At 40.7% G+C, this 16851-nt stretch carries 12 protein-coding genes; 9 read left to right on the top strand and 3 right to left on the bottom strand.

Features of this window, described 5'->3' with window-relative positions; all coding sequences use genetic code 11:
- Positions 1–48 precede the first annotated feature (48 nt).
- Together I6E78_RS06645 and barA are read right to left on the bottom strand one after the other, a co-directional pair.
- The gene (locus I6E78_RS06645) at positions 49–417 is read right to left on the bottom strand and encodes a VOC family protein (RefSeq protein ID WP_086995046.1); all 369 of its coding nucleotides are present in this window, start codon (positions 415–417) and stop codon (positions 49–51) included.
- A gap of 62 nt (positions 418–479) precedes the next feature.
- A complete protein-coding gene (gene barA / locus I6E78_RS06640; RefSeq protein WP_197182186.1) occupies positions 480–3236 on the bottom strand; it encodes a two-component sensor histidine kinase BarA in 2757 nt (918 codons plus the stop codon).
- Positions 3237–3338: 102 nt separating this feature from the next.
- Between barA and rlmD the strand changes: the two genes are divergently transcribed.
- From rlmD to eno, 5 genes are all read left to right on the top strand, one after another.
- On the top strand, positions 3339–4664 hold the full coding sequence (gene rlmD, locus I6E78_RS06635) for a 23S rRNA (uracil(1939)-C(5))-methyltransferase RlmD (protein ID WP_011327434.1): 1326 nt from the start codon (positions 3339–3341) through the stop codon (positions 4662–4664).
- An 8-nt stretch (positions 4665–4672) separates the two neighbouring features.
- A complete protein-coding gene (gene relA / locus I6E78_RS06630) occupies positions 4673–6829 on the top strand; it encodes a GTP diphosphokinase (RefSeq protein ID WP_197182185.1) in 2157 nt (718 codons plus the stop codon).
- Positions 6830–6831: 2 nt separating this feature from the next.
- Positions 6832–7629: a nucleoside triphosphate pyrophosphohydrolase gene (gene mazG / locus I6E78_RS06625; RefSeq protein WP_089367850.1), complete on the top strand. Its 798-nt coding sequence runs from the start codon at positions 6832–6834 to the stop codon at positions 7627–7629.
- 160 nt (positions 7630–7789) lie between these two features.
- The gene (locus I6E78_RS06620; protein ID WP_011327437.1) at positions 7790–9424 is read left to right on the top strand and encodes a CTP synthase; all 1635 of its coding nucleotides are present in this window, start codon (positions 7790–7792) and stop codon (positions 9422–9424) included.
- Positions 9425–9533: 109 nt separating this feature from the next.
- The gene (gene eno / locus I6E78_RS06615; protein WP_058372749.1) at positions 9534–10832 is read left to right on the top strand and encodes a phosphopyruvate hydratase; all 1299 of its coding nucleotides are present in this window, start codon (positions 9534–9536) and stop codon (positions 10830–10832) included.
- A gap of 411 nt (positions 10833–11243) precedes the next feature.
- Here eno and mutH read toward each other — a convergent pair whose 3' ends face one another.
- Positions 11244–11915, bottom strand: coding sequence for a DNA mismatch repair endonuclease MutH (gene mutH / locus I6E78_RS06610; RefSeq protein ID WP_011327439.1), 672 nt, complete (start codon positions 11913–11915; stop codon positions 11244–11246).
- 426 nt (positions 11916–12341) lie between these two features.
- Between mutH and rppH the strand changes: the two genes are divergently transcribed.
- The 4 genes from rppH (at position 12342) to lgt (ending at position 16846) form a co-directional block, all read left to right on the top strand.
- Entirely contained in the window at positions 12342–12860 is a 519-nt protein-coding gene (rppH, locus tag I6E78_RS06605; RefSeq protein ID WP_008111786.1) for an RNA pyrophosphohydrolase, read from the top strand.
- 28 nt (positions 12861–12888) lie between these two features.
- Positions 12889–15153, top strand: coding sequence for a phosphoenolpyruvate--protein phosphotransferase (gene ptsP, locus I6E78_RS06600; RefSeq protein WP_089367852.1), 2265 nt, complete (start codon positions 12889–12891; stop codon positions 15151–15153).
- Positions 15154–15220: 67 nt separating this feature from the next.
- A complete protein-coding gene (locus I6E78_RS06595) occupies positions 15221–16030 on the top strand; it encodes a sulfite exporter TauE/SafE family protein (protein ID WP_089367853.1) in 810 nt (269 codons plus the stop codon).
- 12 nt (positions 16031–16042) lie between these two features.
- On the top strand, positions 16043–16846 hold the full coding sequence (gene lgt / locus I6E78_RS06590) for a prolipoprotein diacylglyceryl transferase (RefSeq protein WP_089367854.1): 804 nt from the start codon (positions 16043–16045) through the stop codon (positions 16844–16846).
- Positions 16847–16851: the final 5 nt, after the last annotated feature.

Here is a 16851-nt window from a genome sequence, read left to right as displayed (position 1 = left end):
TGCAAGTTAGCAACTAGCTTGGGTGAGTACAATTAAAGCCACTAAAAGTTAAGAATACACTGCTAAAATAGCGCCACTTGGATCGCGAATAATAAAATAGCTTTCGCCACCATATTCAGTCGGCCCTTTAATAATTTCGCCTCCTAACTCCAGCGTTTTTTGTGCGCTAAGCTGAGCATTTTCTACGCGAACATACATTAACCACTGTGCTGGTAAATCGGCGTTATCGCCCTTAGCATGGCAAATGCCTGCTATTGTCCCTTGTGCGTTATTCATATTAAAATCATTGTAACTGCCCATATCTACAGGCTCTTTTTGCCAACCAACAACGTGTGCATAAAAGTCGCTGATTTGCTGTGCATCAGCCACAGTAAGATCGCGCCATTCAATACTACCAATTACTTTGTTATTGCTCATAAAGTCTCTTCCTGTTTATTGTACTGATGGCGCAATATCTATCGTTTTATAGTTTCGAGCCTTTAATCTTTAGCATCAAGTAGTAAGTTCTCTAGCTCGTCTTGTAGTTCAAATAACTCAGGTTCAATAGTGGCTAATACGCAGTTACTTTTTAACGCGGTTTCGATTGTTTCGGCCAGCGACTTTAATTTAGGTACGCCAGTGTAGCAACACGCACCATGTAACTTATGAATAATGCTCAGTACTTGTTTGCAGTCTTCATCGGCAATAGCTTGTGCTAATAGGCTAAGTGTTTCGGGCACGCTGAGTAATAACATATTGAGCATTTCTAATGCCAGCTCACTTTTACCGCCAGCATGTTGCAGTGCTATGCCCCAATCAAGGCGCACACTCTTAAAAGGGGGCGGGCTTTGTGGCATGTTTTTTAGTTTATCGCGGCTAACCGGTAGTTGCGGGCTGTGATCGCAAATAATTTGATTGAGCATGTCCTCATCAATCGGTTTAGTTAAATAGCCTTCAAAACCGTCTTTTAATAACTGCTCTTTTTCGCTATGCAGTGCATGTGCGGTCACTGCAATTATTGGAGTATCTTCGTTTAATGATGATTCTTTAATTAACTTACAGGCAGTAATACCATCCATAATTGGCATTTGTATGTCCATAAATATTACGTCGTACTTGTGGCTTTTACTCAAACTGTAAGCTTGCGAGCCATTGTGCGCAGTGTCTATTAGCTCAACCTGCTCATTAAGTAAGGTATAAATTAATTTTAAGTTAGCGTCATTATCGTCAACTACTAATACTTTTAACGGCAAGAGTGTTTGCTCATTTTGCTCAATGTTGTGCACCGGATGATCTAATCGATACGGCGCGGCAAGTAGTTCACACAATTTACGATGGTTAAGTGGTTTACTTAAGCAGGCATCAGCGCCACTGCCAATAAAGGCTTCACGCATACTATGCGATACCGTGTTGAGCATTAAATATAAATAGTCGGTTGATTCACGCACCGCTTTTACATGAGCCTTTAAACGCTGCATATCGTTAACCGAGGCCATATCACCAATGATACAAATATCATATTGCTGCTCTTTATTGTCGATTGCAGCTAAAAATTCTGCATCGCTAAAGCAGCCGGTCACACTTATTTGCCATTCGTTAAGCAAAGATAAAACAGCATGATGGGTGTGCTCGTGTGGCTCTAAATATAAAACATGCTTACCGAGCAAAGATTTAGTTGGTAAGTCACTGGCAAACACATGATTAGGCAGTCTAAATACGCCATTAAAGGTAAAGCAGGTGCCATTACCAGGGGCTGAGTTAAGTGTAATTTTACCACTCATGGCCTCTACAATATGCTTGGTGATAATTAGCCCCAAGCCAGTGCCACCAAATTTACGAGTAATACTTGAATCGGCTTGGCCAAAGGCGGTAAATAATGCATCTTGCTTATCAACAGGAATACCTACGCCTGTATCGGCCACTGAAACTAAAATTGAGGTGCGCTCTTCATCGAGTAGTCTATGGCTAATGTCGACTTTTATAGCGCCTTTTTCGGTAAACTTAATTGCGTTACTTAATAAATTAATTAAAACTTGTTTTAATCGCGTAGGATCACCGGTTAGGTGATCGGGCACTTGCGGGCTAATATAAATAGACAGCTCAAGCTGCTTATCATGGGCGCTTGGGGCTAACAGCGTCATTACTTCGTTAACGGTATCGCGCAACTGAAACTGAATAGACTCAAGTTCCATAGCGCCCGCTTCTAATTTTGAAAAGTCTAATATATCGCTAATAATGGTCATTAAACTATTAGCCGACAGTTCAATGGTATCTAAGTAATCTTTTTGGTTTTTATTTAATGGCGTTTTATGCAGCTGACGCGTAAAACCAATCACGCCATTTAAAGGGGTGCGTAGCTCATGACTCATTTTTGCCAAAAAGTCAGATTTAACTCGGTTTGCATCTTGAGCTTCTTTTTTTGCCATAGTGAGCTGAATATTTTGCGTTTCGTACTGCTCTAATGTTTCGCGGTAATCACTGGTGGCTTGATCAATGTTTTTTTGCATTTCATCTTTTTGCATCACCATTGAATAAGAAATAGTATTTAACCCTTCGCGGAGTAACTCAAACTCACCAATCATGGACTCGTTTAAACCAGTTTCTCTTTTACCTTCTACGAGCCTATCGGTTGCCAGTACTAATTTATTAAGAGGGGTCATAAACATATGACTAAGTTTAAGTGCTAAAATAGCAGCCAGTACTAGGGCTAGTATAATAACAATACCACTGACCAGTAAGGCTCTTTGCTGGCCAATAACCGCTTGATCTCTATTTAACTGTAATACCACAGTTCCTAGTGAGGTTTGAAATATCGATTTATCCCATTTTGTATCAGGACTTGTGTGATTAATAATGGGTGTAAAAAAGGTAATTAAATCATCTGTTTTATGAACTTGAGTGGCATTAAGATTATTTAGTTGCTCGTTGTTGAGCAAGTCATCAAACGAGCGATGATAGTTACTGGTTATTATTAGCTTATTATTGTCGTCAAATAATGCAATCGCCTTTACTACCGGGGAGTGCTTATTGTGGGTATAGCTAATGACACGATTTAGTAGTTGTTTGTTTTTTTCAAGTAATGGCTGCTCAAGCGCAATAGCAAGGGGCTCTGAAATAGTCGTCCCTTGTTGATATAAAATTTCATCAAGCTCAATGTAACGATTTATTGTAAAATAACCACCGAGTAACAATCCAATGATCACCGTGGGGATCAGAGTGAGTGTTAAAACAGAATCGCGTAAGCCTAATTTAGTCATATTGGGAGCGTTATTATTGTTATTAGCATGCTCAGAGTATATACGGATAATGAGGTATTCTGCAATTGGAGTCGATTCATCAAATGTTTAAGGTAATGCCTAATGGCGCAAATATTTAAAGCAACAAAAAAACCGCTAAAACAACAGTCTTTAGTGCTCGATATCACCGCCATGGATCACCATGGTCGCGGCATAGCTAAACATAATAATAAAGTGTGCTTTGTAAGTAATGCTTTGCCAAACGAGCAAGTAAAAGCCACCATTATCGCCGACAAAGCGCGTTATAGCGAAGCGCAAACGCATAAAGTATTACAGGCGAGTGAATATCGCGTAGCGCCGTTTTGTGAGCATTATAATCAATGTGGTGGTTGTCAGTTGCAGCATTTAGATAGCAGCCAACAGGTAGTCGAAAAGCAAATAGCAGTGAGCAAATTATTTGAAAAGTTTGCCAAGCTTGATGAATTAAACTGGCAAGCACCCTTATTAAGTAAAGCCACTCATTACCGACGAAGTGCTCGTTTAGCGGTAATGTTTGATAAAAAAGCAAAAAAAATGCATGTAGGCTATAGAGCAAGTGGCTCTAAAAGTATTATTAGTATTAATGAGTGCCCAGTACTAAGTGAAGTATTTGCAAATGTATTTACTGTATTTGATAACTTAATTAATCAACACAAGGCATTGCACAGTGTATCTCACTTGCAATTGTGCCAAGGCGATGAGCAAAACTTTGTTATTATTCGCCACACAAAACCTATTTCAGAGGATATAAAAGCACTGGTAGCACAAAGTGCCGCTGAGCAACAATGGCAATTAGTGTGGCAAAGCGAAAGTGAAGTGATTGAACACTCACATTTAGCCATGCCATTTTATGCACTTGAAGAGTTAGGGTTAAAGTTTGAATTTGGCTTAAATAACTTTATCCAAGTTAATGCTAGCGTTAATCAAGCAATGCTTAAACAAGCACAAAATTGGCTGGCACTAAAAGGCGACGAAAACGTATTGGATTTATTTTGTGGTATTGGTAACTTTTCACTAGTGCTGGCAAAACAAGCAAAAACAGTAATTGGTGTAGAAGGGGTTGCTTCAGCGGTTGCAATGGCAACGCAAAATGCGCACACTAACTCAATCACTAATGCTCAATTTAATTGCTTTGATTTAACAAATAAAATTGAAACGGCTTCGTGGTTTAATAAAAATTTAGATGTACTGGTGTTAGACCCCTCACGTACTGGGGCAATAACGGTATTAGAACAACTTCCTTTAAAGCAGTTTAAAACTATTTTATACGTCTCATGCGACCCTGTTACTTTAGCCCGTGACAGCGCTATTATTTCGCAAGCAGGCTTTGAACTGCATAAAATTGGGCTAATGAATATGTTTCCGCACACCGGACATATTGAAACTATGGCGTTATTTCAACGGAGGTAAAGCGCATTATGGTAGCTACACGTCAATCACATCAACAGGATGAAACCGGGGATTTTGCTAGTCGCTTAAAGTTACTTGCTCTGTCGGCAGAAAAAGTAGAGCTGCTTAATAAAGCACAGGCACTTTGTTTAGCGTGCGACAATACCACCCGACAAAGCACAGCCATTGAAATGGTCGAAATTTTAGCCGAGCTTAATCTTGATGCAGACTCATTAGCTACTGCTTATTTAACGCCGTATTTTATAAATAACTTAGTCACCCTTGAAACTGTTGAAGAGCAGCTAGGTAGCAGTATTGCGGTATTGCTAAACGGGGTCGCACAAATGGCGACTATTAGCACTTTGGCGCATCAAGGAAAAGGCACGGTACAGGTTGATAATATTCGCCGTATGTTACTTGCTATGGTAGAGGATGTGCGCGCGGTTGTTATTAAGTTAGCAGAGCAAGTATGTCATTTACGCAATGTAAAAAATGCCGCAGAAGAAGAGCGCGTTATTGCCGCCAAAGAAACCGCCGACATTTTTGCACCACTGGCAAACCGCTTAGGTATAGGGCAATTAAAGTGGGAGCTTGAAGACTTATCGTTTAGGTATTTACACCCCAATATTTATAAAAACATTGCCAAACAGCTTGATGACAAACGCTTAGCGCGTGAAGCCTACATGGAAGACATGGTAGCGCAAGTTAAAAACCGCTTAAGCGAAGCGGGCATAGAAGCTGAGGTTTACGGGCGACCAAAGCATATTTACAGCATTTATAAAAAAATGGCGCAAAAAAACTACGAGTTTGATCAACTGTTTGATATTCGCGCAATGCGTATTGTAGTGCAGCGCCTGCAAGATTGTTACGGCGCACTGGGCATAGTGCACACTAACTGGCGTCATTTGCATAAAGAGTTTGACGACTACGTAGCCACGCCAAAGCAAAATGGCTATCAGTCTATTCATACCGTGGTATTTGGCCCCGAAGGCAAAACGGTAGAGATTCAAATTCGCACCAGCGATATGCACCAAGATGCCGAGTTGGGTGTTGCTGCGCATTGGATGTATAAAGAAGGCGCATTGCCAGGGCGAGGCTCAGGTTATGAGCAAAAAATTAGCTGGTTGCGTAAACTATTACAATGGCAAGAAGAAGTGGTTGATGGTAGCGACCTAGCGCAAGAGCTTAAAAACCAAGTGGTAGAAGACCGTGTATACGTATTTACCCCGCGCGGCGATATTTTTGATTTACCACTGGGAGCAACACCATTAGATTTTGCTTATTATATTCACTCTAATGTGGGGCATCGTTGTATTGGCGCTAAAGTATTTGGCAAAATTGTGCCATTTACCCATCAGTTAAGCACCGGCGATCAGGTAGAAATTCTTACCCAAAAACAGCCAAACCCCAGCCGCGATTGGTTAAACCCGTCATTAGGCTATATAAAATCATCGCGTGCTAGAGCAAAAATACACCATTGGTTTAAACAGCTCGATCGCGACAAAAATCTTAGTGCCGGTAAAGAAATACTTGATAACGAACTGCAAAAGCTCGATTTAAATTATAGAGACTTAGCACCCGCTATTAAGCGTTTTAACTTTAAAGAGCTCGACGATTTAATGGTCGCCATTGGCGCAGGCGATATTCGCCTTAATCAAATGCTTAACTTTGTTACCGATCGCCCCGAAGAAGAGCCGGTAATACGCTTTAAAACCCCAACAAAAGTAACCGGCGATAATAACGGTATTGTGGTTGACGGCGTAGGCAGTTTAATGAGTCATGTTGCTAAATGTTGTCGTCCGGTTCCGGGGGATGAAATTATTGGCTATATAACGCAAGGGCGCGGTATTGGTGTACATCGTGATGATTGCGACTCGTTTGATAATTTAAAAACTCAGCACCCAGAGCGGGTTATTTCTGTAAGCTGGTCAGACGATATTCATAACTCCTATGCGCTAAGTATTAGAATAGAAGCCAGCGATCGCTCAGGTTTAATTCGCGACATAAGTGTAGTGTTAGCCAACGAAAAAGTGAATGTGCTAAATATGAATGTAAATACCGTTGATGATAATCAAATTGCTATATTTACTATGCAAATAGAGGTACACGATCTGTCGGGTACTAATAGAGTGCTTTCTAAGTTACACCAAATTGAAGGTGTACACAGTGCAAAGCGAGGGCAATAAATATGGCAGATAACGCCGCGCTTGCGCAACTACTAAATATAATGAAAACGCTAAGAGATCCTGAGCTTGGTTGCCCCTGGGATCGTAAGCAAACTTTTAGCTCAATAGTGCCGCACACTATTGAGGAAGCGTTTGAAGTGGCCGATTGCATTGAATCGGGCAATTTAGGTGAGCTTAAAAATGAACTTGGCGATTTACTCTTTCAAATTGTGTTTTATGCTCAACTTGCAAATGAGCAAAAACTATTTGATTTTAACGATATAGTGACACAATTAAACGCTAAACTTACGCGCCGCCATCCTCATGTGTTCGACAAGCAAACAGCGCTAAGCGATGATGAGCTTGCAGCGCAGTGGCAAGCAATTAAGGCACAAGAGCGCAGCGCTAAAACTGCAAGCGCTACATCTTCGCTGTGGCAAGATATTCCCGTTAATATGCCAAGCTTAAGCAAAGCTAAAAAAATTCAGCAGCGGGTGGCAGCTCTTGGTTTTGATTGGCCAAGTTACCATGGTGCATTGGATAAAGTGAGCGAAGAAGTAGACGAAGTAAAAGAAGCACTCGCTCACAATCCGTATTCAGATCATAGTGCAGAAGAGCTGGGCGATTTACTGTTTGCTACAGTAAACGTTGCGCGCCATATAAAGCGCGACCCAGAGCAATTACTGCGCAGCGCCAGCGACAAGTTTTCAACTCGCTTTGAAAAAGTCCAAGCTTATTTAAATGCCCAAGGTAAATGTTTAGAGTCTGCCACGCTTGATGAGATGGATGCAGCATGGGATGAGATCAAAAAAGTCAAATAGTTTGTAGTAAAATTATGGCTGTTTTTTGTGCTTACAATTTCTAATTTTAGCTGGATTGATTGGCTATGCTTTGGTACAATTTCTCCCCGTCCTGTTTATATTCCAAAATCACTTGTTTGGGTATTATATTCCTTTTAATTCCTGATATTCTAGGGTTCGCATGAGTACAAAATTTATCTTCGTTACCGGCGGGGTTGTTTCTTCGTTGGGTAAAGGTATTGCAGCAGCATCATTGGCAGCTATTTTAGAGGCCCGTGGCTTAAATGTTACTATCTTAAAGCTGGATCCTTACATCAACGTTGATCCAGGCACAATGAGCCCAATTCAACATGGTGAAGTATACGTTACAGAAGACGGCGCAGAGACCGATCTAGACTTAGGTCACTATGAGCGCTTTATTCGCACCAAAATGACAAGTCGCAATAATTTTACACAAGGTCGTGTATACAAAGATGTATTACATCGTGAGCGACGTGGCGAGTACCTTGGAGCAACAATTCAGGTAATTCCACATATTACCAACGATATTAAGCAACGTGTTTATTCTGGCGCTGAAGGTTATGATATAGCACTTGTTGAAATTGGCGGTACAGTGGGTGACATAGAGTCACAACCATTTTTAGAAGCAATTCGTCAAATGGGTACAGAAATAGGCCGTGAGCGTGCGTTATTTATTCACTTAACGCTAGTACCATTTTTAGGCCCTGCAGGCGAAGTGAAAACTAAGCCAACGCAGCACTCGGTTAAAGAACTACGTTCAATTGGTATTCAACCAGATATTCTTATTTGTCGCTCAGATCGTAAGCTGCCAAGTAACGAACGTGCAAAAATTGCATTGTTTACCAACGTAGAAGAAAAAGCGGTTATATCACTACCAGATGTAGACAGTATTTATAAAATTCCTGCGCTATTAAAGTCGCAAGATTTAGATTACTTTGTATGTCGTCGTTTTCATTTAGATGTCCCTGAAGCTGACCTTGTTGAATGGGAACAAGTACTTTATCAAGAGTCTAACCCTACAGGTGAAGTAACTATTGGTATGGTAGGTAAATACATTGAATTACCAGATGCGTATAAATCTGTAAACGAAGCATTAAAACATGCCGGTCTGAAAAATCGTTTAACGGTAAATATTCAATACATTGACTCACAAGACTTAGAAACCAAAGGCGTTGATTCGTTAGCTCATCTAGATGCTATTTTAGTGCCTGGTGGTTTTGGTGGTCGTGGCGTTGAAGGTAAAATATTAGCGGCTAAATACGCGCGTGAAAACAAAGTGCCTTACTTAGGTATTTGTTTAGGTATGCAAGTGGCGTTAATTGAATACGCTCGTAACGTAGCCGGCCTTGTTGATGCAAACTCAACTGAATTTAACGCACAATCGGCAAGCCCTGTAGTTGGCTTAATTACCGAATGGCTAGATGCTGAAGGTAAAGTAGAGCAGCGTGATGAAAAATCAGACTTAGGTGGCACTATGCGTTTAGGCGCACAAAAATGTCATTTAACACCGGGTTCTAAAGTGCATGCAGTATACGGTAGCGATGAAATAGTAGAACGTCATCGTCATCGCTACGAAGTTAATAATAACTTTGTAGAGCAGCTAGAAAAAGCAGGTTTAAGCTTCACTGGTTTATCAGAAGATAAAAAACTAGTAGAAATTATTGAAAACAAAGATCACCCTTGGTTTATTGCAGCGCAATTCCACCCGGAATTCACTTCAACTCCACGCGATGGTCACCCGCTATTTGAAGGGTTTGTAGCTGCGGCTCACATCCACCAAAAAGCGTCTTCGTAATATTAATAGGCCGTGCATATTGCACGGCTTATTTGTTTTAAATGCCAACCAAATTAGTTTAAATTAAGTTGGCAGTAATTCACCATTTTGGGAATATAGAGGAATCAAGATGTCAGTAATCGTAAAAGTAATTGGTCGCGAAATTATGGATTCGCGTGGTAACCCAACTGTTGAAGCTGATGTACATTTAGCTGATGGTTCATGGGGCCGTGCTGCGGCGCCGTCTGGCGCATCTACAGGGACTCGCGAAGCATTAGAATTACGCGATGGTGATAAATCTCGTTATTTAGGTAAAGGCGTATTAAAAGCTGTAGGTTTTATTAATAATGAAATCGCAACCGCTTTAGCAGGCCAAAATGCACTTGAGCAAAGCACTGTTGATCAAGTAATGCTAGATTTAGATGGTACCGAAAACAAAGAAAAACTAGGTGCTAACGCAATCTTAGCAGTATCGCTAGCAACGGCTAAAGCTGCTGCACAATCTAAAAAAGTTGAGCTTTATGAACATATCGCTGACTTAAACGGTACTCCGGGTGTTTACTCTATGCCATTGCCAATGATGAACATTATCAACGGCGGCGAACATGCAGATAACTCTGTAGATATTCAAGAGTTTATGATCCAACCAATTGGCGCTAAAAACTTCCGTGAAGCTCTACGCATGGGCGCAGAAATATTTCACAGCCTAGCTAAAGTACTAAAAGCAGACGGTCACTCAACAGCGGTAGGTGACGAAGGTGGTTTTGCACCAAACCTTGCATCTAACGAAGCGGCACTAGCTGCAATTAAAGTAGCTGTTGCAAATGCAGGCTACGAGCTAGGTAAAGACATTACATTAGCGCTTGATTGTGCTGCCTCTGAGTTTTACGACAAAGAAGCAAATATTTACAATCTTAAAGGTGAAGGCAAAAAGTTCACTTCTGAAGAGTTTAACTTCTTCTTACAAGACTTAACTCAGCAGTACCCAATCGTGTCTATCGAAGATGGCCTTGATGAGTCTGACTGGGATGGCTTTGCACACCAAACTAAACTAATGGGTGATAAAATCCAATTAGTGGGTGACGATTTGTTTGTAACCAATACTAAGATTTTAAAACGTGGTATCGACAACGGTATTGCTAACTCAATCTTAATTAAGTTTAACCAAATTGGTTCTTTAACTGAGACATTAGCTGCAATCAAAATGGCTAAAGATGCTGGTTTTACAGTTGTTATTTCTCATCGCTCAGGCGAAACAGAAGATTCAACCATTGCAGATTTAGCAGTAGGTACAGCCGCAGGTCAAATTAAAACTGGTTCATTAAGCCGCTCTGATCGTGTTGCTAAGTACAACCAATTGCTTCGTATTGAAGAGCAATTAGGCGCTAAAGCACCGTACAACGGTTTAAAAGAAGTTAAAGGTCAGTAATTCTTTAATTAGAATATGATGTTTAAGCTTATAAATCCTCACTTTGGTGGGGATTTTTTTTGCCTAGGTAAAAAAAGTAAAACAGTAACCAGAAAATCAGAAGTGAGATAACTGTCAGTAACAGTTTAAATACGATTTTTAGGTGGGGTTTTCTATCTCTCTTTTTAGTTTAAATATGTTAAAAGTAGTGTGAAAAGACTTTAAGTGAATATATGCACAAAGAGGTTATGAGGCGCTACGCTTTAGAGAAGCTAAAAAGACTAAATAATGTGTCTTGTCACTGCTCATTTACTCTCATTTTTTCTCTTTGTGCAAAAATTTTAAATGATTTACTCACAACGGAGTTTTTCAAGTTAGTTGTCGCCTCAAGTTTAATTTTATGCCGCCCTAATTTACTTCTATTTGTACAAATTAAAGTTGAAACTGCTGTTTTAAAATTTCGCCAGTAAAGCTGGTTTTTAAATAAAAGCCACGGGGCAGGGTTTTAATAATTTTACCATTAGGGCCAATAGCATCGGTTACTATTTTACTGTGCGCGGCTTTAGGGCGAATTTGAATTGCGTCACCTAAATGCCCCGATATTTCATCAATACGCCCTAGCGCAATAAGCTCCATTTGTTCTTCCCAATCGCGTTGCAATAAAGCGTCTTGCTCAGGTGTGGGTTGCCATAAAAAGCCGCTGCCTATGGTTCTATCAAACGGGGCTATGTCGCGCTCACTTAGTATAGGCAACCAAAGTACATGGTTTAGTTTTTTACGTACGCTGCTTGCGTGCCAGGTCATGCCAGTAACGTTAATGAGTGGGGTTACCGACACAAAGGTGGTTTCTAGCGGCTTGCCTTTATAAGAAATTGGCAATGTTTTTAGCTCTATGCCTAAATCTTCAAAATCGGGCAGTGGTTTTGAGCCTGCAGTTGCGCCTAATACATATTCAATTAATTGCCCCGTCCAGCCTTTTTCACGGAGTAAATCGTCAGGCGTTTTAAAGTTATACTCATTGGCTAATTGGCCAAGGGTAAGCCCAGCAATATTATTAACACGCTGCATTAAGTCATTAATTGAATGTGGTTTTATAGGTCGCATACTGTTTATTTAAGTTGAATAAATACCATCGCCATGATAGCAAATCAGTCCAGCCGTGGATATCTTTGCCTTTGAGTGTTTTTTGTGCACCTTGGGTTTGGTGCAATTTCGCACACTTTAATAAACAGTTAAATAAATATAAGCTCATGAATTATAATGAAATTTAAAAATAAACTGTTCAGTTTTCATTAAGTGACACTAAGGTTGTTTGAATGAGTACACATATATAAACATGTTTATCCACAGAATCTGTGGAGAAATCCAGTTTTGCGATCTTATATTGTGGATTTGTTTGCTAAATGAGCGTGTTTTACAAAAGTTATGCACAAGCTGTGAGTAACCACAGTAAATATTCCAATATTGTTTGCCGTAAAGCAGGTAATGTGGAACAATCATTAAAAATCGACTTACAAATGAGGCACTAAGGTGATTGATGCCGAAGGTTTTCGTGCCAATGTCGGAATTGTAATTTGCAATAACCAAGGACAAGTGTTTTGGGCTAGACGTTATGGTCAACATTCTTGGCAATTTCCCCAAGGCGGTGTTGACGATGGTGAAACGCCAGAACAAACCATGTACCGCGAATTACACGAAGAAGTAGGCTTGCGACCAGAAGATGTAGAGATAGTCGCAAGTTCTAAACATTGGTTACGCTATAAGTTACCCAAACGATTAATACGCCGTGACTCAAGTCCGGTATGTATTGGGCAAAAACAAAAATGGTTTTTACTAAAACTACGCTGTAAAGATGAGGACGTAAATTTACTTAAAACCCACCATCCTGAATTTGATGATTGGCGCTGGGTAAGTTATTGGTATCCGGTAAGGCAGGTGGTGTCGTTTAAACGCGATGTTTATCGGCGTGTAATGAAAGAGTTTGCTCCTTTTGCTATGCCTTTTAATAAACGCGAACAGCAAAAAGATCATTGGCGAAATAAAAGGTAGTTAGTTTAGTAAATTAAAGGAGCAGGACATGCTGGCAACACTTAGGTCTATTGCAGAGTCGGTTTCGCAACAAGCGAATTTAGACAGTGCTTTAGCGTGCTTTGTGACAATGGTTAAAGAAGCCATGCAAACCCAGTGCTGCTCTATTTATTTTGCTGACTACAGCCAAGATAACTTTGTACTTATGGCCACCGAAGGGTTAAACCCCGATGCGGTGGGTAAGTTTAGAATTGGCTTTACCGAAGGCCTAGTAGGGCTGGTGGCACAGCGCGAGGAGGCAATTAATATTGCCTTTGCCAAATCTCATCCCCGCTTTAAGCTCTCCCCAGAAGTAAACGAAGAAGGCTATAACGCATTTTTGTCTGTGCCTGTGGTGCATCAAAAAAAAGTACTGGGCGTTATTGTAGTACAACAAAAAATGGCACGTGTATTTAGCCAAGATGAAGAATCGTTTTTAATTACTTTGTCGGCGCAACTTGCCTCACAATTAGCGCATGCTGAAATAAAAGAAGTATTGCGTCAAGATGAGTCTTCTCATCAAACCTCGGTATTAAAAGGGGTGTCGAGTGCTCCGGGTATTAGTATTGGCCATGCATTTGTAGTTATTCCTAAAGTTAACTTTAAATCAATTGAGCTTGAAAAAGAAAGCGATGTAAATGAGCAACGACGCTTATTTACCCAAGCCGTAGCGGCAACCCGAAAAGAATTTAATACACTATCAATGACACTAAGTGATTCTATTCCCCATGAGGCTTTGGCTGTTTTTGATGTTTATCAGCAATTACTCGATGCTAAAAGCTTAGGTCATAACGTTGAGATGGAGTTGCAACAAGGTTGGTGTGCAAAAAGCGCCTTAAAAATAGTAATTGAGCGTTTAATCGCTCAGTTTAATGCCATGCAAGACCCATACATAAAAGAGCGCGCGGTTGATGTTAAAGACATTGGCCTGCGAGTGTTGCACCACCTTGTTAATACCGAATTCGCAATAAAAGATTATCCACCCAATACCATACTTATAGCGCATACACTTACTCCAGCCATGCTGGCTGAGGTGCCTAACGATCGCTTAGTGGGTGTGGTGAGTATAAATGGCTCGGCAAACAGTCATGCGTCAATATTAACCCGTGCTATGGGCGTGCCTGCTATTTGGGGCATCGAAGATATTCCATTACTGCAATTAAATAGTAAACCAATGATTTTGGATGCGTTTTCGGGGCGGTTATATATTTCCCCATCGCAAATGCTAATTGATGAATACACAGAATTACAGCACCAAGACAACTTACTTAATAATCGTTTTTTAGCCGAGCAAAACTTTACAGCGGTCACCCTTGATGGTGAACACATAAGTTTACTACTCAATGCGGGGCTGGAGTTAAACACGCAGCAAAACAGTGCCCATATTTGTGACGGCGTTGGCTTGTACCGCACCGAAGCCTGGTTTATGCAAAAAGGGCAGTTTCCATCGCAATCAGAGCAAGAAACCTGGTACCGAGAAGTACTTAATAGTTATTACCCTAATCCGGTAGTAATGCGAACGTTAGATATTGGTGGCGATAAAGTTCTCGATTATTTTAATATTACCGAAGAAAATCCCTTTTTAGGTTGGCGTGGTATTCGCATTAGTTTAGATCACCCTGAGCTATTTTTAGATCAGCTCAAAGCCATGCTTAAAGCAAATATAGGCTTAGGTAATTTAAAAATAATGCTGCCGATGATAAGTGGTACAGAAGAAGTAGACGAATCATTAGCTCTTTTTGAGCAAGCGTATTTTGAGCTGAACGAGCAATACCCAGAGCAAACAATTGAACGACCCGATATAGGTATTATGCTTGAAGTACCGTCGAGTGTATTTATGCTGGCAGACTGGTCTAAAAAAGTCGATTTTTGCTCAGTGGGCAGTAACGATTTAACGCAATACCTGCTTGCTGTAGACAGATCAAACGCGCGGGTTGCAGAACTGTTTAACCCGTATCACCCTGCAGTGCTCAGAGTATTAAATAATGTGGCTCGTGAGTGCCAGCAATACGAGCTACCGTTTAGTTTATGCGGCGAGCTTGGCGGCGATCCTGAAGGCGCAATATTACTTATTGCCATGGGGTATCGTCGTTTAAGTATGAACTTATCATCATTAAATAAAGTTAAATGGGTGCTTAGGCGCTTACATGTCAGCGAAATGGAAGCATTACTTAAAGAGTGCTTAGCGCAATCGTCGGCTAAGCAAGTATTGCGTTTAACTCGCAGCTTTATGATAGAGCATGAGTTAGGCAACTTATTTTACACCCCAAAATAAATTCTCGTGTTAACTGTAATCAGAATCCATTAAGATACGCGCATAATAAAAGGTATATGGGATAACTATGTATGATCTAGGATTATTGGTTGCAAGTTGCGCGCTACTAGGCTGTGTTGTCGGATTTTTAGCCGGATTACTCGGAATTGGTGGTGGCTTAATTATTGTTCCCGTATTAAGTGCCTTATTACTCGCTTTTAATGTAACGGCTGTTGAAAACGTATTAGTTATTGCCATTGCAACATCGCTTGCTTCTATTTTGTTTACCTCTACATCTTCAGCGCTGGCTCATCATAAAAATGATAACGTGCCTTGGGTTATTGCACCTTGGGTTATGTCGGGCGTAGCTGTTGGCGCGCTAATTAGTGGCTTTGCTGCAAGCTTAATACCCGAGCAAATATTACGCACAGTATTTGCTGTAAGCGTGGTATTTATTGCTTTAAGAATGGTGTTATCAGCTCGCAATAAACCTTTGTCAGAAAAACCTTTACCGTCGGGTCCTATTCTAGGCAGCTTATGCGCCATTATGGGGGCACTATCTGGATTAATAGGTATAGGTGGTGGCGCACTAATAGTGCCTTTACTGCATTATTTTTCGGTTGATATTAAAAAGGCCATAGGCTGCGCTGCAGCATGCGGAATTGTTATCGCCTTTTTTGGCTCTATTGGTTATATCAGTGCCGGATGGCAGGTTACCGATTTAGAACACGGTTTTGCAGGGTTTGTATACTTACCCGCATTATTTGGGATTGTAATTACCTCGTGGTTTATAGCGCCTATTGGCGCTAAAGCAACCCACTATTTACCGGTTAATACAATAAAGAAAGTTTTCGCGGTGTTACTTGTTATCATCGCAATTAAAATGGTTTTTAGCTAAAGGTTTATTTTTATGGCACTGGAATTTCCTGTAATCGATCCGATCATATTTTCTGTCGGGCCACTGAGTGTACGTTGGTACGGATTAATGTATTTAATAGGTTTTGCATTTGCAATGTGGTTTGCAAATCGCCAAGCGGCAAAACCAAATTCAGGTTGGACTAAAGACCAAGTAGGCGACTTCCTATTTTACGGCATGCTAGGGGTAATTCTTGGTGGGCGTATTGGTTATGTATTATTTTATCAATTTAGCTATTTTATAGAAAACCCACTATATTTGTTCAGGATAGATCAAGGTGGAATGTCGTTTCATGGTGGCACCTTAGGAGTGATAACCGCGGTTGTTATTTTTGCTTGGACACGTAAAAAGTCAATACTGCAAGTAGGCGACTTTGTTGCACCGCTTGTACCGGTAGGTTTATTAGCTGGACGTATAGGTAACTTTATAAATGGTGAGCTTTGGGGTCGAGTAAGCGATGTACCATGGGCTATGGTATTTCCAACCGGCGGGCCGTTAGCACGCCATCCATCGCAGCTATACGAAGCATTTTTTGAAGGCTTAGTATTATTTTTAATTTTACAGTGGTTTATTAAAAAGCCTCGCCCTGCTGGTAGTGTAGCGGGTGTATTTTTACTAGGTTACGGCACATTTAGATTTTGTATTGAGTACTTTCGCCAACCAGATGCACAGCTGGGTTTATTTGCCGACTTTATCTCGATGGGGCAAATACTCTCGCTGCCTATGATAGTAGGCGGGTTAGGCTTATTAATTTGGGCTTATAAGCAAGCACCACAAAAAACAGCGGTAAAGGGTTAGAATAA

Source organism: Pseudoalteromonas sp. NZS127 (assembly GCF_015864805.1).
In the GTDB taxonomy this organism is placed as follows: domain Bacteria; phylum Pseudomonadota; class Gammaproteobacteria; order Enterobacterales; family Alteromonadaceae; genus Pseudoalteromonas; species Pseudoalteromonas nigrifaciens.
This window is presented reverse-complemented; position numbering and strand designations above follow the sequence as displayed.

Bases quoted from the DNA above. Each gene is read 5' to 3' on its own strand.
- lgt (WP_089367854.1), top strand. From the start codon at position 16,043: ATGGCACTGGAATTTCCTGTAATCGATCCGATCATATTTTCTGTCGGG.
- I6E78_RS06620 (WP_011327437.1), top strand. From the start codon at position 7,790: ATGAGTACAAAATTTATCTTCGTTACCGGCGGGGTTGTTTCTTCGTTG.
- I6E78_RS06645 (WP_086995046.1), bottom strand. From the start codon at position 417: ATGAGCAATAACAAAGTAATTGGTAGTATTGAATGGCGCGATCTTACT.
- relA (WP_197182185.1), top strand. From the start codon at position 4,673: ATGGTAGCTACACGTCAATCACATCAACAGGATGAAACCGGGGATTTT.
- I6E78_RS06595 (WP_089367853.1), top strand. From the start codon at position 15,221: ATGTATGATCTAGGATTATTGGTTGCAAGTTGCGCGCTACTAGGCTGT.
- mutH (WP_011327439.1), bottom strand. From the start codon at position 11,915: ATGCGACCTATAAAACCACATTCAATTAATGACTTAATGCAGCGTGTT.
- eno (WP_058372749.1), top strand. From the start codon at position 9,534: ATGTCAGTAATCGTAAAAGTAATTGGTCGCGAAATTATGGATTCGCGT.
- ptsP (WP_089367852.1), top strand. From the start codon at position 12,889: ATGCTGGCAACACTTAGGTCTATTGCAGAGTCGGTTTCGCAACAAGCG.
- mazG (WP_089367850.1), top strand. From the start codon at position 6,832: ATGGCAGATAACGCCGCGCTTGCGCAACTACTAAATATAATGAAAACG.
- rlmD (WP_011327434.1), top strand. From the start codon at position 3,339: ATGGCGCAAATATTTAAAGCAACAAAAAAACCGCTAAAACAACAGTCT.
- barA (WP_197182186.1), bottom strand. From the start codon at position 3,236: ATGACTAAATTAGGCTTACGCGATTCTGTTTTAACACTCACTCTGATC.